The organism is Anaerovirgula multivorans, assembly GCF_900188145.1.
GTDB classification, from domain to species: domain Bacteria; phylum Bacillota; class Clostridia; order Peptostreptococcales; family Natronincolaceae; genus Anaerovirgula; species Anaerovirgula multivorans.
In genome coordinates this window covers 49,206-69,765 of sequence record NZ_FZOJ01000005.1, presented here as the reverse complement: position 1 = coordinate 69,765, position 20,560 = coordinate 49,206, and the positions used below count along the sequence as shown (strand labels likewise).

Here is a 20,560-nt window from a genome sequence, read left to right as displayed (position 1 = left end):
TTTTTATAGGTTATTTTTTGACTTTTTTTCCTTTCTTTGTAGTATGATTTTTATGCAAAAAACTGGAGACAACACTCTATTTTTAGAGGTTGCCTCCAGTTTTCTGGTCAGCTTTTTTATATTTTGTCAAAACATATTGATATTAATAAAAAAAATTGTTTTTATCTTTTAAATCATTCCTAAAACTGTATGAAGAATTTGTTTTTTTAGCAAATAATGTTTTTTTCAGCTCATTCATTTCTATTTTACCTATTTTTGTCTTTTTATACAAGGTTTTTCTCTTTTTACAGACTTTCTTTTTACTTAAAAAAGGGGAGCCCTTTTTAATGAAGGGTTCCCCTTTTGCTATGCTAGCGTTTCATTCTTAACTGTCTTTTAATTCAAAGGCACAATGAAGGATTCTACATATTCAATGGCACCATTGTTTTCGTAGGTTCCTCGGTAGTATACACCATAATTTCCACTAGGCAATTCCCCGACATCGAATACGACTCCTGATGAACTTAAAGGCTTTTCAACTTGGTAGACAGGATTATCTATATTTACTAATACAATGGTTCCTGTAGTTAAAGTTGTAAAATCAGTGAATTCAAAGTCCCATAGGTTGTTATTGTAGCTGTATTGAGCGGTTACAGTATATTCGTCTTCATCCTGTTCCACATTGACTCTAGTATATCGGGTGCTTTCTGGTGTGTCATACCACATATAGATGCTATCATTATCCTGCAAATAAGTGGATGCAATGGTTCCACCCAGTACTCCATAAGTGGGATCATCGTCATCTTCTATAGGTACCTTATGATTTACCCTAAAAACCCAGCCGCTATAGGTGCCGGCTTCTCCGTAGCTTTGACCATTGATTTCGCTGACATAACCATAATCCAAACCTTGAATAGTCAAGCTTGAATCATTCGCAGCTGCAGCCTCTAAAGCATCCTTTACATTTTTAGTGGTATTGCCAGTTAACGCAACTTCATCATCGAAAAAGATATTTCCTTCTCCATAACCCATAATTTTTACATGAACATCTATCGGTCCTGTTGGATAAGGAGCTCGATCGTCAATCAAATACATCGCACTACTATCTGCCCAAGCGGTGGTTACCCCCAGTGTAAATATCATGATCAAAGTCAATAGAAGGCTTAAAAATCTTTTATTCATTTTCATTTCTTTTCCTCCCTTTGTCTTATTCAACTTCCTATTCCTATTTTCCTTACTGCTCATCTGTTTCTCTATACACCCCCTTTTGAAATGTTTTCTCTTTTGCTAATGATCACCTTCTTTCTATATAACAAAAGACGGCATCCTTTTGGATACCGCCTCCAGTTTTCTGGTCAGCTTTTTTTATTTTAACCTGCTGTTTTCTAGGATTGAATCTTCGGCATCTCCCTCATTTCCTACATGTACCTTGCTACAAAATCAAAACAAATCTTTTATCTTTATACTATTGAATAATTTTTACAATTGCTGTTACTGCTTCAGCTCTTGTAGCATTATTTTGAGGTTTAAAGGTATTATCTGGATAACCGTTAATAATACCATTGTTACCTGCAGTATTTACTGCTTCCTTTGCCCATGAAGAAATGTCCCTATCATCTGCAAACTTATTTTGCACTGTAGTATTTTCTAGACTGGCAGCCTTTACTACCATCACTGCCATCTGTTCACGGGTAATAAAATCATTAGTACCAAAGGTGGTTTCATCGTAGCCACTTAAAATACCGTTAGCATAAGCTGTTGAAATATAATCCTTTGCCCAATGGTTTTCTGTATCAGCAAACACCTTACCTGATTTCACTTCTAAACCAAGAGCCTTCACCAATGCTGTAGCAAATTCAGCTCTTGTGATATTGTTATTTGGCTTAAAGGTTCCATCTGCATATCCACTGATGGCTCCTATTTCTACCATTTTGTTGATGTGTGCTGCTGCCCAGTGCCCTATGACATCGTTAAAGGTTTCCACTGATTTTTCTGCTGCTTCCTCAACTTCATTTATTACTTCAACTGCTTCTTCTGCTTCCTTTTCTTTTTCTACCGCTAATACAGCAAACTTTCCAAGATAATCTGCTTCGCCCTTTACTTTACCATTGGATTGATCTACTTTTATGTTGTCTAGCTCTATCCATTGTTTTTTTCCTTCATCTAACCAGAAAAGAGAGATATCATATTTGTCGAAATCTACTTTAGATTTGTCAAAAGGTACAGTTAGGGTTACTGCTTTTTTGAAATTCTCCTCTTTGTTTTTAGTGATCTCAAATACATCTCCTGCAAACTTGCTATTTGAAGCCATCGGTAATCTAGAAGTACCAGTTACTTTTTCGATTTTTATCTCAAAGTCACTATTCATTGTATTAGCAGGAAAATCGATACTAACACCCTGCCCTTTAACTGTGGCTGATTGAGTTGCTTTTACAGTTGTGGTTGAGGTTGAGGTGCTTCCCCCTCCTCCACCACCAGAACTTGATCCGCCACCAGAAGTTTCTGTTGTTATTGAGTAGAGAATATACTCTGTAAAATGTTTAGTTTTTACGATTAAATCATTTCCACTATCAAAAGCATATTCTTCTTTTTTACTGCTTAATCCTTCTTGATCGCTTGCGTATTTTTGAATAGAGTATATTTGCCCATTTTGAACATAAGCAACTTGTTTTCCTTTACCACCTGCAAAATTTATAGTGACAAAATCACTAAATTCTACTTTTTCATTTTCTCCCACAGAAAAAGCTATAAGAATTTTATCAAGTTTTTTGCCTGTAGGGATGAGACTATTTACCTTAGCTTTTCTCGTAGACTCATCAGGATCTTTTGTAGTAATTAATTCAATCGCTGTTGCAGCATCTCTTGTCATCTTTGTACCCTTTGGAATAACTACGGATACATTGCCTTTGCTAGTTTCAATTTGTGGTAAACCTGTGTTAGCTGGAAGTTCAACAAAAACTTTCCCCTTCTGACCTTTAGGAATGTCTATACTGATTTCTTTTTCTTGGTCTGATTCCTTCACAGGTATTTTATAGCTTTTGTTATTTTCTGGAATTGCTATCTTAGGCTTATTGTTATTTTCAGGCAATAGAATTTCTTCTACTTCCGGTTCTTCTACTTTTGTTCCATACTTCTTGGCTTCATTGAAACTAGCTGTTGCTGTTTCTAAAGCTCTCAGAGCTGCATCTACTTCTGCCTGTGTTGCATTCTCATCATCAAGTACTGCTTGAACCCCTTCAATCGCAGCCTCATAGGCTTTCTTTACTGCTGCTGTTACCCATTTTTCTGTTGGTCCCACATCTTTTCCGTCTTCACTTACGGTTACTGATGCTTTGTTTTCATTTGCTGATATGATTGCTGTCTGTAATATTGTTTTGTCTACCTCTTCAGGCGGCAGCTCCATTGCTTCGATTAAACTGTTTAATGCATCATTGAGCTCTTGTTGTGAGACATCTATTTTTTGAAGAATTTTTAATCCATTATTGTAAGCTTCATTAATTTTAGGATCAGATAAATATGTTTCTCTTTCTTTACTGCTATTAATTTCTGCTATTTTCTTCGTTAATCGATCTCTATTTACTACCGGGAAATAATCATTTTCGTTTCCCCATCCCATAGCACTGGCTCCGCCTATATCGGCCCCATAGGCTAATGTAAATTGCACCCGCATTACATCACCGTCTTGAAGATATTTATCAGCAAAGCCAACGTTTGGAAATACATTGTTTACTGCATACATCCAACCAGATGCATGGTTGAAATCAAACTCCCCTAAACTACCATCCCAATAACCCGTTTCTTTATAGGGTAATCCATTTTCTGTTAACTTTTCTTTCAACACTTCTGGGATTTTAGGTGTTGTTTTATAGATTGTATTGTTACCATCGTAAAGACGTGCTAAGTAAAAATTGCTTTGTGGAGTACCTGTATGTTCATATTTATATCCTTGATCATCCAATATCTCAAGCAATTCTTGGGCTGCAGTACGCCCTTTATGAACATTCACTTGAATAGGCTCAATCAAATGTCCTAAACCAATTGTGAAAGCTTCCATAGTAAAAGTAAAGGTACCGATTACATCGCCATCTTCTGCTTCTTGCCGAATCAAAGTATATTCATATAAATAATTTTTACCATTATAGTTTACATTGATTTTTACATGATTTATTCCTATTTCTAAATTTAAAGTATAACTGGTCTTCTCTAAATCATCCCAAGTGACACTGACGGGTTTTTCATTATTTGTAACCTGAATATTTGAGACATTTATTTTTTTGCCATCGGCATCCCTTGCCCATAGATCAAAGGTAATCTTATCTGCTTTTGTGATCATATCTTTTAAATCAGTTGTAATAGTTGGTGCTTCTGATTCTTGAATATCTTTACCTGCTACATCTGTCATATTATACAGGGGATTTTTTCCCTCTACAAATCTGTCATAGGCTACAAGTGCGTAAGTCCCTTGATCAGTAGCCATGCCATTTGCTACTCCGCCTTCTCCTCCGCCACCTGTATCAGCTCCTGCATATACATGCATAAATCCGCCCTCTGGTAACGCGAAGCTCATTAAGGCATCAACAACTGAACGACCATTTTTAATAAATTGAGGATCCGTATGAGGATCTATTCCTAGTCCAGTTAGAGCTACTATAACCTGTGCACAGCTTTCACTGTTTAAACTGCCCCAACTAGCATAACCTCCATTCTCTTCTTTCTGCACAGACGAAAGCCACACTATTCCTCTATCTACCGCCGCTTTTACTTGTGAATTGCTTTCATAATATGGTGTCAGCCCTTGTATGGCCATTGCTGTAATATCTGGATCTGTAGATCCTGCAGTTCCTTGTAAGGACCATCCGCCACCATTTATTTCTCTTGCTAAGATATAGTCAATAAGTTTTTCCCTTGTGGTTTGTTCAGCAACCCCTTCAATGATAGGTATTTCATAATTTTTAGTGTCTAGTGCTATCAAGGCAAAAATCGGACCATTAATTCCTTGAGTTTTTACAAAATTGAAATCAGCTAAGCCATCCCTTAAGTCATATCCTGCCACATCAGTAATATCTTTTCCAATAGAAGTTAAACCTAAAATTACTCTTGAATGTTCAGTTCCTTTGCTTCTGTCTAATTTACCTTTATATCTTTCCATTAAACTTGCTACTTTATCTTCCACATTTGTATAATAAGTATCATAATACCCCTCTGGAACTGCATAGTCCCCTCTTGCCAATGAAAGAATAGACCACTCTCCGCCAAGGGTTCCATAGGTAGGGTTGTCCACGGTATTAACGATATAAGCAAAGTTTCTTTCCAGCTGTTCCTTTATTGTAAGTTTTTCCTCTACTTTGCTTCCATCTTGCTTTGCTGCATTAAATATTATCGTTGCTTCTTCTAATGCTGTCACTGCAGCTTCTACTTCCTCTTGTGTTGCACCTTCATCATCAAGTACTTTTTCTGCATCTGCTATTGCAACCGCATAAGCTGTCATAACTTCTTCAGTTACCCATTTTTTTGTTATTTCTACATCTTTACCTTCTTCACTCACTGTTACAGATTCTTTGTTTTCATGAGCCGCTGTGATTGTTGTTTGTAATAGCTCCCTAGTATTCTCCTGTCCACTATCATATACAGCCTCAGTAACTGTCAATTCTGTCAAAGCTTTTTGGTCATTGGCTAACCTCATCACATCAGGGTTTACACCTTCATTCATGGCCCATGCGATAATAGGATTAAATAGCGCCAAAATCATTATTAACGTAATACACAAAGCTATGCTTTTATTCAATTTCTTTTTTGACACTTCTCAGACCCCCTTCTCTTAGTATAAATCTCTTATTTTGACAAATAAAAAAAACCAGTCCCCACCTTCCTTTTAAAGTAGGTACCTCTGGTTTTCCAGTCAGCACATGTTTTGAATTTTACAGTTTAATAGATTTCTTTAAGTCTTCTACTCGAATGGGACAACTGTCTTGAATAATTACCCTGACCTCCCCATGCCCGACTTTTCGAATCAAATCAATCAAATTCTTTTCTCTTTCTGTCATTTTCTCTTGAAGGTTTTCCTCCTCTATTGAAGTTTTCAACTCTCTCCCCCCTTTACCAAAATTAAAAACACCTTTCCCCTTGGGAAGAGGAAAGGTGTTTTGCATACAAGTTCCTATCATTTCTTAAGTGTAATTGTACTAAATAAAAAATGAATTGATGTTCTCCTTCTCATCCCCGTGAGAAATGTAGAGGATTTTCATGGCAGGTCTCCTGGCTTTGCTTCACTGCAAAACTACCTCCTTCCCGTTGTTATCAACAGTGGATACGATAGTTTGCTCTGCATTACAGTGGCGGGACCGCATCGGATTTTCACCGAACTTCCCTTTTAACTTTTAAAGGATTTTCTTTAAAAGAACCATAAAAATCATTTTATTCAATTTTCATTATAATACCATATTTTTCAATTTTAATCAATATATAACTCCAATATCCCTTAGGTGTTAATAACATCATAAATAATTATTTTAGTAACACTTCTAAGCTATAGGCACATTGTGCTCTTGTAGCAGGTTTGGTTGCATCAAAATTAGGATAAAGAAGACCTTTTTTGCTGGCAACACGAATATACCCAGCATACCAGGCTTCTCCATTCGCTGGTTTTGCACTACCCTCTAATCCTAAAGCATGTACAAGCGCCGTCATGACCTCAGCTCCAGTAATGGTTTCTTCCGGGGCAAACATTCCAGAGCTTCTGCCCTTCATTAGACCTTGGTCTGATACTGCTTTAATATAAGGATTTGCCCAATGAGAGGTGGGAACATCCTTGAAATTTCGAGTAACAGCACTAAAGGATTTGTTTTTGTTCATAGATAATGCTATCATCGTAGCAAATTCCTGCCTTTTTACAGCAGTATTGGGTTGAAAAGTTCCATCTGGGAAGCCTTTTAAAACACCTTCTGCTACCAATTTTTTTATGGCAGAAGCTGCAAAATGACTTTGAGGTACATCACTAAACCGTAGGTTTTCTCTCCTAAGCTTTTTATAAATACTCTCTCCTCGATAGTAATCTCCTAAAGCTATTAACGCTTGATAAGTAGCCATCGTATTACTATCTCCATTTAATGCATGACTGAAGGAGCCATCCTTTTTCCTATAGGCAAGCAATGCAGTTACCAAATCGCCATCTTTCTTGCTCCATTCTGAACCCCCTGGATCTATTCCCAGCATCATTAGTCCTTGGATTACTTGAGAAAGAGATTCAGAGCTGCTTCCACCCCAACCTGTAAAGTCTCCTTTATCTCCCTGTTGATTTTTTAAGTACTGTATAGCCTTTTTAACAGCAGCATGGTCCTTGGTTTCTCCAAGAGCTCCAAAAGCTATTAATACCATGCCAGTCATATCAATATCTGAAGATTTTACTCTGGTATCAATACTGAAGCCCCCATCAGCATTTTGGTTATCAACAAGCCATTTTAGTGCCTTATCCCTGTTAGGTATGGTTTCGCCTGCTGTGTATAGAGAAATAATGCCCCATACATGGGCATTGACTAAATTGCTGCCACCCTTAGCAATTGAATCCCCAAATTTCCCGTTGGCAAGCTGTGATGTTTTAACTTCGTTCACAAGATTGTACCCACCAAAGCTCCTTGGATCCTTTCCTGCAGCTACTGCTCCAACAATACTTCTCTGATAATCAGTGCTTCTATCTGCGGTAAATAGTTCTCCCTTACGTATTTGATTTTCTCTTTTATTGATAAAAGAAGAAACATTTTTACTCATAGCAGCAAGCCCTAAAATCGGCCAATCAAGCATACCATCATAGCTGTTGCTGCCAATATTTTTTTCAAGATAGCTAATGGTACTGTTGAGATTGCTTGTTGCAGCAGCTTGTAAACAGACTGTCATTGTTAAAACAAGGGATAAAAGAAATGCTATTCTTTTTTTCACCAATATCAACTCCTCTCTAATTCTTGTACGGATAAAGAACTTACCGTCAACCTTCTTTTAAATCTATGAAGAATTTTTATTAAATCAGCACCTAAAAAATACATAAAGAATACATTCCCCGAAGCATGTATCAAGTCAAACCATATACTTGTAAGCTGTACAGCTATGAAGGATTTTAATGTAAGGGGATATACAAAGGTAAGCCAATGCCAGATATTTAAAATCCATCCAAAGAATAAACCCCACATGAAGGATAGAATAAGAAGAGATAGGTTTGCATACTTCCATTTCCATCTACCAAGTATACCTCCACTGAGACCGACTAAACCCCATGCCATCATCTGCCAAGGAGTCCAGGGGCCATGCCCTAAAAAAAGATTGGAAACAAAGGCAGCTAGAGACCCTACCATAAAACCAGGTCCTGCACCAAATACATAACCACTGATCAACACTAAAAAGGTAGTAGGTTGAAGACTGGGAATGGCTGCAAAGGGTACTCTACTGAGTCCTGCAAAAGCTGCTAGCGTTGCAATAAGAGCAATCTCCTTTGTTGAACCAGCTTTTCTGTCATACCATAAATAAATAATTACTAAAGATGCAGAAACAATCACTAGACTAAACAATGACCAATGGGTACTTAGCATTTTTCATCACCTCTCACTTTCGAATGGATATCCTTATCCTATAGCTGCTTGCTCTATGATTTTGTTAATAACTTGTATAGATTCCTCTATATTTAGGACCTGATCATTAATTCCTTTAAACAAGCGATTTATTTGAGGTGCGTAATATAAAGAGTTTGCCAGCACCTCTCTTTTCTTGCCATCTGCTATGATTTCTCCCTCTGCCATAATCATGACACTATCACTGATTTCTGCCGCAAATTCTACATCATGGGTAACCATCAATATACTGGTTCCTTGATGCTTGATCACCTGTAAAGTCTCTCCTAGCTCATCTTTTAGCACCACATCCAACCCTCTAGTAGGTTCATCCAGCAATAAAATCTCTGGATTTGTGACCAAAACAGTCCCCAGAGCAACCCGTTGTCTTTCTCCTCCAGAAAGATCTCTTGGATTCATTTTTCTTTTATCCTTCAGCTTCAATAAATCTAAAATTTTCTCCACTCTTTTATCATCTTTTTCCCCTCTTACCTTCAGGTTAAAGAAGATTTCTTCTTCTACCGTATCATGAAACAAATAATCATTAGGGTTCTGGGATAAGTAGCCTATATGTGCTGCTATCTTTTCAGGCTTAAGATGGGTTATGTCTTTTCCTCTATATTCTATTTTTCCCTTGACAGACTTCAAAAGCCCGACAATTGTTTTTAAAAGGGTAGATTTTCCTGCACCATTTTCTCCTAAAATCACCGTAATGCTATTTTTCCAAAGGTGAAGGTTGACTTTCTTTAAGACAAAATCCTTTTTATTGTAGGTAGTATATACATTAGAAAGCTTCAATATTTCTATTGCATTTCCTGTAGCTTCAATAGAATTCCTCTCCTCCTTATAAGGATTGATCCATTCTTTAACTGCCATCCCATTCAATACAGCTCTGCCCTCCTTGATAGTAAGGGGAATATTCTCTCTCCTCCACTTTGAAAAAAACTGTGAAACAGGAGGAATATATTGAGGATGCTTTTCTGCTGCCCATTCCACCGTTTTTCTTGGAGTTTCACTATGTAAAACTTTTCCATCCTCCATAAAAATGATTCGATCCGCTAAATGGAAGCATCTATCAATTCTTTGCTCCACAAGAATCACCGTCAATCCCCACTCCATGTTGAGTCTCTGAACATAGTTTAGAAACTCTTGCGCAGCAAGGGGATCTAGTTGAGAGGTTGGTTCATCTAATAATAGAACCTTTGGATGCATTGCCAGTACAGAGGCCAACACTACCTTTTGCTTTTGACCTCCTGACAGGTGAAAGGTGTTTTCATCCTTCAATGAGGATATTCCAAATAGGGCAAGTACTTCTGCAATCCTTCGGCGCATTTCCTGATAAGGTATATTGATATTTTCAAGCCCAAAAGCAATCTCTTGCTTTACTCCTGTCATAACAATTTGTTTTTCGGGATCTTGAAAAATCATACCCACTTCTCTTGCAAGCTGATTTTTATCCCATTTCCCCAAAGAAGATCCAGAATAATGTACCCCTCCTCCTATTTTGCCCCCATAATAGTCTGGTAGCAAACCTGCCATCGCCCGCAGTAATGAGGATTTGCCACAGCCAGAAGCTCCAATGAGAAAAATAAATTCCCCCTCCTCTACTTGAAGGTTCACTTTATCTAAGGCAGGTTTTTCTCTGTCCGGATAAAAATATGTTAGATTTTTAATTTCAAATAGTCCCATTTTTCCCACCCCCATGCCACAAGCACTGGCAAAATCATAAATATTCCAATAACGATGATCATATATAGGTGTTGCTTTGAAGTTAAGGATGTTCCTAGTTTCGGATAGAAAGTAATCTCTGTCCACCCAAGCATTCTAGACCATACAAGTGCTAATAAAGCCATCGTACTGCTAAATGATACTAAAATATCTCTACCCCCAAAGGACAATGGATAGTAACAGCTGCGAGGCCCACTGCCATAAGCTCTGGCCTGCATGCTTTCTCCTAGGTTGAAGCTATCCTCTAAAGAAGAAAACAGCAATACTTTGATTAAGGGTAATCTGTTTTTTATTCTACTTATATGATTCCCGGTATAATACTGAAGCCCTCTGCACTGCTGTATTTCAGATGCACTTTGTAATTGCTGGCTCATATAGGGGATGGTCTTTGTTGTTAATGCCACCAGCAGCGCCGATTTAGGAAACACCTTTGAAAACACAGAAAGCGCCTTATCGGGATCCATGACCCTGTTATAAAAGATAAAAAGGGAATAAATGATGAATAGCCTTAGTCCCATCACTAAACCAAATATAATAGCCTCTAGTGATATGCTTATCCTCCCAAAAACAGGAACAACAGGACCTACCCATAGTACTGTAGCCCCCATATTGTTGATAAAGAGATTAATCGTCATCAACATGATCACCATATAACCATACATCCTTAAGCTTCTTATCCAAGTTTTAAAGCTTTTAGCGACAATTAATGCAAAAACAACGGCAGTCATAAAACCCATAAGAATAAAAGGGTTGGTGGTAAGAATAGTACCTATCATCATTATGAGTATATATAGCAGCAGTGTCACTGGATGCAGGGTTTGAAAAAAAATTTCCTTTCTTTCAAAAACATACATAGTTCAGCCTCCATCATTGTTGTACTGGCAAACCTATGACTTCTGATTCAGTAACTAAAATACCAAATTTCTTTGATATCCTGTCCTCATGATCAAGCAAGACCTCAACTGTACTGGCAAGGCCTTTCCTATCTACCCCTGTCAAAAGCCAAAGGGGAGTATCATCTCCCATTCCCATTCCAGTAGATAGAATGGCACCCACACCTTCATCATAAGCATTTTGTCGTTCAGCTTTTTCATTTAGTGAATAGAAAGCATCTGTATCTAGCTCAGCGAACCAACCAGTTTTATCTCTGTGGTTCTGTACACCCTTCCAGAAGTTGCTCTCTGAAAGCTCTTCCCATAAAGCAAGAACGATGGTAATCTTTTCTCTATCAGCAGCTAACCCTTCTTGGTAGTCTGCTACCTCTATATCTGCTACCCCTGCTTTCTTCAGATAATCTCTTAAAGAAGCTCCCCATTCTTCACAGCCCTCTCCTACTAAAATAAGAGTCCCAGGATTTTTTCCTTGATAGCCATTAACAAAAGGTTGAGGAAATGCCCCAATCACTGCAGGCGTAAAGGGAATATCTCCCCATGAATGATAATCCCACCATATACTGTCCCTGCTGGTTGGAAAATATTCCGTTGCACCAACATTTGTCATAATCCCATTGATAAAGTAAAACCAATCTGACTTCTCCTTTTCTATGGTGTTGGTATATCCTGATGTAAGTCCGTTGATGGCATTAACAAAGCCCCCACCATACTCTGTTTCAATATCAAGGTGCTGGTTTAAAAGCTCCATGACGGAGGTTTGCGTATCTAGTTTGATATCTTTAGCAAAAATATCGTCCTCTCCGAAGTCTCTTGTTATCAGTAAATTTACTTCTCCTGTGTTGATGTCAGGGGGGCTGCTGCACCCTCCTGACATCAACACCATCACCATCAGTACAACAACCAAAATTCTTTTTAATTTCTCCATATCAATATCTCCTTAACTAAAAGATGGCTGATTACTCCATTAAAAGCTTATGGATTAAAACAGCACTTTGTGCTCTCGTTACATATTCCTTTGGTCCAAAGGTTTCATCAGGGAATCCCTTAAAGATATCATGATCCATAACCTGTACCACCTTATCTAAAGCCCAAGGAGATATTTCGGAAGCATCCTTCAATTCTATTGGTGTTATGGCTTCCTTCTCCTCTAAAATCTTTGCTATCATCACTGCTGCTTGCTTCCTTGTAAGCTTATCATAAGGAGCAAAGCTATGCTCTGTTAAGCCAGTAATAATTCCCATCTCTGCCGCAGCCTCTACATATACTGCATACCAATCTTCTTCGCTTACATCCTGAAATCTTCCTTGGTATTCTTTTGTATAATCTATGTCTAGCACCTTCACTAATAGCGTAGCAAACTCAGCTCTATTCACTTCTCTAGCTGGGGCAAATCTGTTATTGCCAACACCTTTTATAATCCCTTTCTCTGCCAGATCACTGATTTCTTTTACTGCCCAAGGGTAATTTACTTCATCTACATCTTCAAACTGTATTTGTATAGAGGCTTCTTCTTCTTGTAGTTCTTCTGCAGGACTTTTTCTTACCAGTACAGAAAACTTGGTAAAATGCTCAACCGATCCTGTAACAGTGCCCGTTGAAGAATCAACGACTGTTGGCAAGATCACCCACTGCCCTTTTTCTTCGTTATACCAAGCTAAAAGGATATCCTCATGGTTTACTCCATCTGGAATCGCTGTGCGGATCGATAGGTAAACCGGCTTATTGAATACTGTTCCTTTAGGGCCAAATTCATAAATGGAAGACAAGAATTCATGTGTTTCTGGCAAAAGAATGTTTTCATCCATTTCCAGTTCTTCAATGGTAATTTCCACTTCTTTGTTTAGAACATCTTTGACTATTTTTAAGATGACTTCGTTTTGCAAATCCGTCACAATACTCTCTTTTCCTATCTCAACTTTTTGTTGGATAGATACAATATTTTCTTCCAGCAGACTTTGCAATGCCTTTTTTTGGCTTTCCGTCATAGAGTTATCCTTGCCTATAACAATACTTGAACCCTCAAATTCTTCAGCGGCAACGCCTTTAACGAAACTTTTGAAAGCTTCTTCCAGCTTCTTTATAGCATCCGCTATAGATTCTTGTATTTCTTTCATCACTGCTTGTTCTTCCTGCGGTGATATGGCTCCGCCTCCCGGAGAAGTTGAGGTGTAATCTCCAGCCCAAAACCATAATATGGAATCCCCATCCTTTAAAGTATAGTCAATTGCTGGTCCTCCCGGTATGCTAGAGCCCACCTTGTACTTCCATCCTGCTGTTCCTGTTAAATCTTCTCTTTCCCCTGCGATTTCATAAACATAGGAATTATTATCTCTTGTTTTATAGGAAACCCCTGTAGCCTTTAAGGCTTCAAAAACATTGGCTTTATTCTTTGGTAGGGTGATCTGGCTGCGTGAAAAATGGGTTTGATTGTTTTTACCAATGATCTCAACAGAGACCTCTATTTCGTCAGGTGACGTTGGATCTCCACCTCCATTGCTACCGCTACTCACGTTAATGCTTTCCTTGTAAGTAACTACATTAGGATAACCAACATCACTTTGGTTTCGTATAGTATACTGCAAGGTACCTTCAGCTACATTAGGTATTGTTACTTGCCCTCCATGGCTTTTGTGCTCAATTTCTCCTATCTTTACTGTATAGTCTCCTATTACAGCTCTTTCCTCACTAGTCAAGTCCTGCAACCCTGACCAGGTGTATTTTTTCTCACTTATATTGATTGTTACCGACTGCCCTACTGTCGGTGAAGCTGGAGATACAGTTACCACTGGAAAATAGGTTTTACTATTCCAACTATCATCCAATGCTCCTATGTAAAATACTATCACGTCACCATTTTCAACATGATAATTGCTTGCTCCTTGATTGAAGGACTCTTGTTCTATTTCTCCATCTCTAATGACATAATACATCCAGTAAGTGCTTATACCTTCATCTTCTATAGACTGTCCACTTTCCCCTTTAATGCTGTTTATAAGCCCTCCGGGAGCTACTACATTTTCACTGCCAACCGCTTCTATTAGAGCATCAAAAGCCGTTCCTTCTATTATTACTGTTTCATCAGCAAGGCTACTTTCCAGACCCTCTACTCTTACCCGTACTGTAGCCTTTTCCGGCTCACTTGGAGTACCTCCTGATCCACTTCCAGGCTTATAGTCTCCATATCCAGCATGCTCTAATTCTGCCAATGCCCTAAGAGCCTGTCTCGTAGCCATAGCATTGGTGTTCCCACTAGATGAAAATTTGAAAGAGTTGTTAGGAAGCAGATAGGCTGCTAATGCATCAATAATGGTTTTACCTTCCTTCTGCCATTCTACATCTAGTATATTCTCTCCCACAGCTAATAGACCAGTAATGACTCTGGCACTACTCTGTGAATTTTCACTTCCCCAGGATGTAAAGCCTGCGGATTCTAGTTGAACATTCTTTAAAAATTCTATCGCACCATGGATTACATTACTTACTCCAGCTTTATCTCTATGTTTACTTAAAGCCAAAAGAGCTTCTCCTGTTATATCAGGGTCTCCAGAGGTACCAGATAGTGCAAATCCCCCGTCAGATTTCTTTTGGCTCATTAAATATTCTACAGCCTTTTCTTTGTTATAGCTGACCCCTGCTTCATCCAAAGCAATGATTGCCCAAACGGTATTGTTGATAGAACCTCCAAAGGATCCGTTCTGCTGTTGTTTGATGGTTAACTCTTGGAGAAGATTTCTGCCGTGATAGTTGCTAGGCGCTTCTCCAAGGGCTATGAGGGCCAAAATTCTCCCAGCATAGGCAGTTGCTGGCGAATCTGTGTCAAGGCTATTCTGATCCCAACTGGTCAAATCCCATGAGGATGCTTTAAAATCCTCACCTGCTAGCTTTAAAGACACAATTTCTTCCCAATTGTCTAAAGTGGGTTTGTTATTTTTGTAATAAGCCTTTACTTGATATACAATTTCTGACACAGTAGACGTTGCAGTGCTCATAGTACTTATGCTGTAAGTAAAATTGTTATCATCCTCTACTCCATATACTGTCTCTGAAACAGTAGACATTGTATCACTTGTATTGTCTATGCTGTAACCAGCATCAGTATTATCAACAGCGAATACTTGTACATTAAAAAGGATTAACAACATTAATGTAAATGCAATATATTTAAATGCTAATGACCTCTTCATACTTTACCCCTTTCTATTTTAAATTCAAACTATTAACTGCCTAACTTGGTTGAATACACACAGTTAGTTTAAGTTTTCAACCTCCTTCCAATGCCCGTAAAAAAATCCCTCTTTTGCCGCAGAAACAGCAAAGAGGGATTCTACAATAGAATTAGGGTATAAAAATATACCTTTCCCATATACGCGTGGGCAAGTTTTAATAAATGTAGAATAAGCAGGTTTCCTGACTTAGGATCATTATCATAGCTGTGTCTTCCCAGATAGCCTTATCTAGTGACGATTATTCTACAGCTCGACTCTCCTTTCACAGTGGCGCGACCGTGCTGGCTTCTCACCAGCTTCCCTCTCTACTTTCTTAGAAAGTATCACTCATTCTATTTATATTTTTAGTTTTATGTTGTTAAGTATAGGCTATCACTGTTAATCACAATGTGTCAAGCAATATCTTCCTATTAATATTCGCTACCATCCTTTAACATGCAGTAAATTTGACAAAGTCAAGTTTATTTAAAATAGGATACGCAATAGAAAAGAGAAACTATCTTCTAAAGAGATAGTAAACATGAGAATTAATTACTTTTTAAAAGATGTCAGTAGTTTCTTACTCCATTTGCTTATCCACATTACAGTATTCCCATTAATGAACTATCGATTTTATCACTATTGGTATTAATAGTTTTGTCGGCAGTATTTACCACAATTGGTCTGATAGGATTTAAAAGGTGTAGTATACAATAAATCCTCCAAAATAATATTATCAATTAATCTCACTTTACCAATCTTAGCAGCTATGGCAATTAACACCCTACCTTTTAATACATCTATCTTTTCAAATCTTTCAAAATCAAGGATTTCAATATAATCAATCGTTACTGTAGGTTCAGTAGCGATTATTTCCTTGATTTGTGTTAAAATAATTTCAGCATTTCTTTCTCCTGCTACTACGATTTCTTTTGCTCTCAATAAGCTCTTTGAAAGAATTAAAGCAGATTTTCGATCTTGTATGCTTAAATTTACATTTCTAGAACTCATAGCTAGTCCATCTGCTTCTCTGACAATTGGGCAGGGAACAATTTGTACATCCATATTTAAGTCTCTTACCATTTTTTGTATTACAACTACCTGTTGTGCATCCTTCAAACCAAAATAAGCACGATGGGGTGTAACAATATGAAACAATTTAGCAACAACGGTTGTTACTCCTCTGAAATGTCCCGGTCTTGAAGCACCGCATAGCTTTTCTGTGATTTTTTCAACCTCTACATAAGTACTATAACCAGTTGGGTACATTTCTTTGGTGGTTGGATGAAAAATGATATTTGCACCACCGGTTTCAGCTATCTTTTGATCTCTTTCTAGATCCCTTGGATAAACATCAAAATCCTCATTTATACCAAATTGCGTTGGATTTACAAATATGCTGACGACAACAAACTGATTTTCAATACTGGCTTTTTCAATAAGTGAAAGATGTCCATCGTGTAAGTATCCCATGGTAGGAACAAAACCAATCTGTTTGCCATTTTGCTTTTCTTTACGTATAATTGTTTTTAATTCATCAATTGAAGTTATGATCTTCACTATAATTATCCTTCCTTCATTTACTATAGACATACGCTTTTAAAGCTAAATTTTAATATACACGGTCTACGGTTTCGCCCAAAACCGTGGGCTGTAAATGTAGCCCTTAGTATATTAAAATTTAGGAGCGTATGTCTATATCTTCTCATTGGCACTAAAATGTATGCTTTGTTTCTGGGAATACGCCATTTTGTATTTCACTACAATAATCGGTAACTGCTTTTCTAATACTATCTCCTAAATCAGCATATTTTTTAACAAATTTAGGTGTAAAGTTACTGAACATTCCTAACATATCTTGAGTAACTAGTACTTGACCATCACAATATTTGCCTGCACCGATTCCAATAGTAGGAATTTCAATAGATTTTGAGATTAATTCAGCTAACTTTTCTGGGATACATTCTAAAACAATTGCAAAAGCACCTGCCTTTTGAAGTTGTTTTGCATCTTCAACCATTTTTTTTGCTTGATCTTCAACTTTGCCCTGTACTTTAAAGCCTCCAAACATATTAACTGATTGAGGTGTTAAGCCAAGGTGTCCAATAACAGGAATTTGAGCCTTTACTAAAGCCTCTACCTGCGGAATGATTTCAGTTCCTCCCTCCAGTTTAACAGCGTGGGCATTTCCTTCTTGAATCAATCTACCAGCATTTTTAATGGTTTCTTCAATACTAACATGATAGGATAAAAACGGCATATCACCGATAACCATAGCATTTTTGACGCCTCTTGCTACTGCCTTTGTATGATGAATCATATCATCAATGGTTACTTGGAGGGTATTTTCATAACCCAATACCACCATTCCTAATGAATCTCCCACCAATATACTATCTACTCCTGCTTCATCTAAAAGCTTAGCTGTCGAGTAATCATAAGCTGTTAGCATTGAGATTTTCCGACCTTCCTTCTTACTTTTTGCAAAAGATGTTGTTGTAAATTTATTCATTTTTCTCCCTCTTTCCATAATTGATTTATTGTATCCGCTTGCTTAATAGTTGTAAGCTTCTTAAGCTCTGCAAGTTTTGTTGTTTCTCTTCCTAAATAACAGTAAAAATCCTTTGTTTCTAGTTTTTTACTCTTCATTGCATTGATATGACTTCTAATAGTTTTCACATCAGCCCTTGCAATCGGTCCCGTCAAGGCATCGGTAGTACCTAGATTTCTGATGTTGTCAAGACTTCCTTTTATTAAAGGAAACATTGCTTCAAATCCTTTTTGTGGATCTATACCTGAAGCTTCAAGTAGTTTTAACCCATGATCCATCAATGTCACCAAATAGTTAGATACAACGCAGGCAGCAGCATGATAAAGGACTTTATTTTCTCCCTCTAAAAGAAAATAATGATTATCGCATTTTTTCATTATAGTACTTAAACATTTTCTGCCTAACTCATCTCCTTCAATGCTAAACACAGTATTTTTTAAGTCCAATAAGGCCTGTTGAACATTGGCAAATGCTTGTAAAGGATGTAAGGAACAAAGGTTAGTATTTGCATGGGTTTCTTTAATTAACATTAAAATGTTGGAGCTGTGTACTCCACTCATATGTACGAAAGTTTTAGATCCTATCGGCTCCTTTATTGAAGCTATTTGAACTGCAGTGGGTTTAATCATATCATCTGGTGTTGTGATCATAATTACATCAGTTGAATGAATTAGTTCTTTTATCGTATGATAAACACAACTATGGGTTAGTACTGACGCTTCTTTTGAGGATGCTATACTTCTACTGTAATATCCTGTTATTGTAAAACCATTCTGCTTTAAGTAACAACCAAAACTTTTCCCTACTCTTCCTGCTCCGATAAAACCAATTTTCATTTCATTCCTCCTTTAAATATAAAAAATACCTTTTTCTATTCCAAAGAACTGAAATAGAAAAAGGCATATAAGTAAAATACCCCTCTACAAATCGCAAAAAGGCATAAAAATCCAAGAGCTTTTTTCTTCCGTCTCAGTCCTGTGGTTCAGAGCAGAAATATTTTTTAAATAATAAAATTTAGTAATAGGTATAGTTCACAAAAGGTACTATCCTAGTATTAGTGTACCACAGTAAAATTTCAACTTCAAGGAAAATTGGAAATTACAGGGAAATTACAGGGACGGTTCTTTTGATTGTGTTAAGTGATTGATATAAGAGCTTGTGAAACTCCTAAAATCCTAGCCAATTGGCGCTGCGTTACTCCTTCTATGTATTTAGCCTTTTTAATTATCTTATTCCTTTGATCTTTTGGTAAACTCTTTATTTGTGCTACATTAATCCCAGATATTATCTTTTCAATTTCTAACCTTACGTCTTCGTCTCTCGGTCTTGTAGTAATAACATCATCTAAACAATTATCTTCATTTTCTTGCTCATTAAATTCCTTGAATCTTTTTTCCGCAATTTCATTATCTTCTGAGAATAATTTCAGTATCAGCTCACTATTTAACAGTTCTTGCGGATATAATTTCTTTCCATAGTATCCTGAACAACTACTCCATTTCCAATCCAAAAGAAATGACTAATCAACAGAACCGTCCCTGTAATTCAGTACATTGTAAATTGCTTTAAAACAAAAAACCAGATAAGCAAAGCTTAACTGGTTTTTTTGATTATATTATTTTTAATATTCAACTTTCCACATATATCTTCGCTGATCCATTGAGTGATTTCTAACCTCAGCCATTTTTGAAACTATGCTACGCTCAATAGGAACCATAATCACTGAATTGAAAAACTCTACTACACTGTCGTCAATTATATTGATTCCCAACTCTTTTGCATCTATTACAGTAACTCTTGCAGCATATCTGTTAAGGAATTTCAATGCTCTTTCATCCAAAGGTCTTGTGCTTCCTTCACTCATCAACAATATTATAGGAAGATTTTTATCAGTAGTTTCAAAAGGTCCATGGAAATATTCTCCTGTATGCATTGGTACTGCATGTTTCCACTGCATTTCCATGAAGTGGCAGTAGCTCATTGTGTAAGCGGTGCTATAAGCTGGACCACTTGCCATTACATAGAATATTTCATCATCCTTGTATTCCTCTGCAAATTTAATGGCAATTTTGTCGATATACTTCTTTGCTTTTTCAATAATTTGGTCAACTTTAGTGAATGCATCCATAGCAGTGTCATACTTGTCATAGCCTTCATACTGTTTAAGCAATTCAAAACCAATCCTCAAAGAGTTTGCCTGATTACCTTGGCTATAAATCTGATTTTCACCGTTTGAGTATACCACTACATATTGGCCGTTTTTCGCCATATCTGTGGTTGGAAATCCTGTCATTGCAATCGTAACGGCACCTCTTTTGTTTGCTGTTTTTACTGCTTCAACTGTTTCAGGAGTTGCCTTCAAAGAACATATAATACAAATGCAATTCTCGTCAAGCATTGCTGGTGTGGCATGCACAAACTCATTACTGTTGAATATCGATGTGCCAAAAGTCTTAGCTTCTTTATTCAAAAGATAATATCCTCCAAATATAGCTGCCTGTGATCCTCCACATGCTACAAAATAGACATGCTTTAAACCCCCTGTTTTATCAAGGTTTGCCTTTATTTCACTTATGATTTGTTTTGCTTCCATAATATGCCTCCAATTTC

General features: G+C 37.2%; 14 protein-coding genes and 2 riboswitches. All 14 genes read right to left on the bottom strand.

The window, feature by feature from the left end:
* Nucleotides 1–375: 375 nt before the first annotated feature.
* The 14 genes from CHB72_RS06695 to CHB72_RS06630 all read right to left on the bottom strand — a co-directional run bounded on the left by CHB72_RS06695 (nt 376) and on the right by CHB72_RS06630 (nt 20,543).
* A complete protein-coding gene (locus CHB72_RS06695) occupies nt 376–1,167 on the bottom strand; it encodes a DUF4430 domain-containing protein (RefSeq protein ID WP_176431236.1) in 792 nt (263 codons plus the stop codon).
* A 277-nt stretch (nt 1,168–1,444) separates the two neighbouring features.
* A complete protein-coding gene (locus CHB72_RS06690; RefSeq protein WP_089282110.1) occupies nt 1,445–5,779 on the bottom strand; it encodes an S-layer homology domain-containing protein in 4,335 nt (1,444 codons plus the stop codon).
* A gap of 118 nt (nt 5,780–5,897) precedes the next feature.
* The gene (locus tag CHB72_RS06685; protein ID WP_207652513.1) at nt 5,898–6,062 is read right to left on the bottom strand and encodes a DUF2292 domain-containing protein; all 165 of its coding nucleotides are present in this window, start codon (nt 6,060–6,062) and stop codon (nt 5,898–5,900) included.
* Between the two features lie 145 nt (nt 6,063–6,207).
* Nucleotides 6,208–6,399: riboswitch (cobalamin riboswitch) on the bottom strand.
* 84 nt (nt 6,400–6,483) lie between these two features.
* The gene (locus CHB72_RS06680; RefSeq protein WP_089282108.1) at nt 6,484–7,911 is read right to left on the bottom strand and encodes an S-layer homology domain-containing protein; all 1,428 of its coding nucleotides are present in this window, start codon (nt 7,909–7,911) and stop codon (nt 6,484–6,486) included.
* A 5-nt stretch (nt 7,912–7,916) separates the two neighbouring features.
* Nucleotides 7,917–8,555, bottom strand: coding sequence for an ECF transporter S component (locus tag CHB72_RS06675; RefSeq protein WP_089282107.1), 639 nt, complete (start codon nt 8,553–8,555; stop codon nt 7,917–7,919).
* 33 nt (nt 8,556–8,588) lie between these two features.
* A complete protein-coding gene (locus CHB72_RS06670; protein ID WP_089282106.1) occupies nt 8,589–10,262 on the bottom strand; it encodes an ABC transporter ATP-binding protein in 1,674 nt (557 codons plus the stop codon).
* Nucleotides 10,235–11,155: an energy-coupling factor transporter transmembrane component T gene (locus CHB72_RS06665; protein WP_089282105.1), complete on the bottom strand. Its 921-nt coding sequence runs from the start codon at nt 11,153–11,155 to the stop codon at nt 10,235–10,237. Before CHB72_RS06665 ends, CHB72_RS06670 begins: the two co-directional genes overlap by 28 nt.
* Nucleotides 11,156–11,168: 13 nt before the next feature.
* Complete coding sequence (locus tag CHB72_RS06660; protein WP_089282104.1) at nt 11,169–12,119, bottom strand: DUF4430 domain-containing protein; 951 nt, start codon at nt 12,117–12,119, stop codon at nt 11,169–11,171.
* A 31-nt stretch (nt 12,120–12,150) separates the two neighbouring features.
* Nucleotides 12,151–15,378: an S-layer homology domain-containing protein gene (locus CHB72_RS06655; protein WP_089282103.1), complete on the bottom strand. Its 3,228-nt coding sequence runs from the start codon at nt 15,376–15,378 to the stop codon at nt 12,151–12,153.
* Nucleotides 15,379–15,574: 196 nt separating this feature from the next.
* Nucleotides 15,575–15,766, bottom strand: a riboswitch (cobalamin riboswitch).
* 281 nt (nt 15,767–16,047) lie between these two features.
* Entirely contained in the window at nt 16,048–16,959 is a 912-nt protein-coding gene (gene panC / locus CHB72_RS06650; RefSeq protein WP_089282102.1) for a pantoate--beta-alanine ligase, read from the bottom strand.
* A 154-nt stretch (nt 16,960–17,113) separates the two neighbouring features.
* Nucleotides 17,114–17,911 carry a 3-methyl-2-oxobutanoate hydroxymethyltransferase gene (gene panB / locus CHB72_RS06645; RefSeq protein WP_089282101.1) on the bottom strand — a complete coding sequence of 266 codons (798 nt, stop codon included), beginning with the start codon at nt 17,909–17,911 and terminating at the stop codon, nt 17,114–17,116.
* The gene (locus CHB72_RS06640) at nt 17,908–18,786 is read right to left on the bottom strand and encodes a Rossmann-like and DUF2520 domain-containing protein (RefSeq protein WP_089282100.1); all 879 of its coding nucleotides are present in this window, start codon (nt 18,784–18,786) and stop codon (nt 17,908–17,910) included. Before CHB72_RS06640 ends, panB begins: the two co-directional genes overlap by 4 nt.
* Nucleotides 18,787–19,085: 299 nt before the next feature.
* Nucleotides 19,086–19,460 (bottom strand): sigma-70 RNA polymerase sigma factor region 4 domain-containing protein, encoded by a 375-nt coding sequence (locus CHB72_RS06635; RefSeq protein ID WP_242975059.1) that lies wholly within the window; start codon nt 19,458–19,460, stop codon nt 19,086–19,088.
* Nucleotides 19,461–19,571: 111 nt separating this feature from the next.
* Complete coding sequence (locus CHB72_RS06630; protein ID WP_089282099.1) at nt 19,572–20,543, bottom strand: SIS domain-containing protein; 972 nt, start codon at nt 20,541–20,543, stop codon at nt 19,572–19,574.
* Nucleotides 20,544–20,560 lie beyond the last annotated feature (17 nt).

Excerpts from the sequence above, each read along its gene's own strand:
- CHB72_RS06640 (WP_089282100.1), bottom strand. The coding sequence starts at position 18,786 with ATGAAAATTGGTTTTATCGGAGCAGGAAGAGTAGGGAAAAGTTTTGGT.
- CHB72_RS06630 (WP_089282099.1), bottom strand. The coding sequence starts at position 20,543 with ATGGAAGCAAAACAAATCATAAGTGAAATAAAGGCAAACCTTGATAAA.
- panB (WP_089282101.1), bottom strand. The coding sequence starts at position 17,911 with ATGAATAAATTTACAACAACATCTTTTGCAAAAAGTAAGAAGGAAGGT.
- CHB72_RS06660 (WP_089282104.1), bottom strand. The coding sequence starts at position 12,119 with ATGGAGAAATTAAAAAGAATTTTGGTTGTTGTACTGATGGTGATGGTG.
- CHB72_RS06675 (WP_089282107.1), bottom strand. The coding sequence starts at position 8,555 with ATGCTAAGTACCCATTGGTCATTGTTTAGTCTAGTGATTGTTTCTGCA.
- CHB72_RS06670 (WP_089282106.1), bottom strand. The coding sequence starts at position 10,262 with ATGGGACTATTTGAAATTAAAAATCTAACATATTTTTATCCGGACAGA.
- CHB72_RS06665 (WP_089282105.1), bottom strand. The coding sequence starts at position 11,155 with ATGTATGTTTTTGAAAGAAAGGAAATTTTTTTTCAAACCCTGCATCCA.
- CHB72_RS06695 (WP_176431236.1), bottom strand. The coding sequence starts at position 1,167 with ATGAAAATGAATAAAAGATTTTTAAGCCTTCTATTGACTTTGATCATG.
- CHB72_RS06655 (WP_089282103.1), bottom strand. The coding sequence starts at position 15,378 with ATGAAGAGGTCATTAGCATTTAAATATATTGCATTTACATTAATGTTG.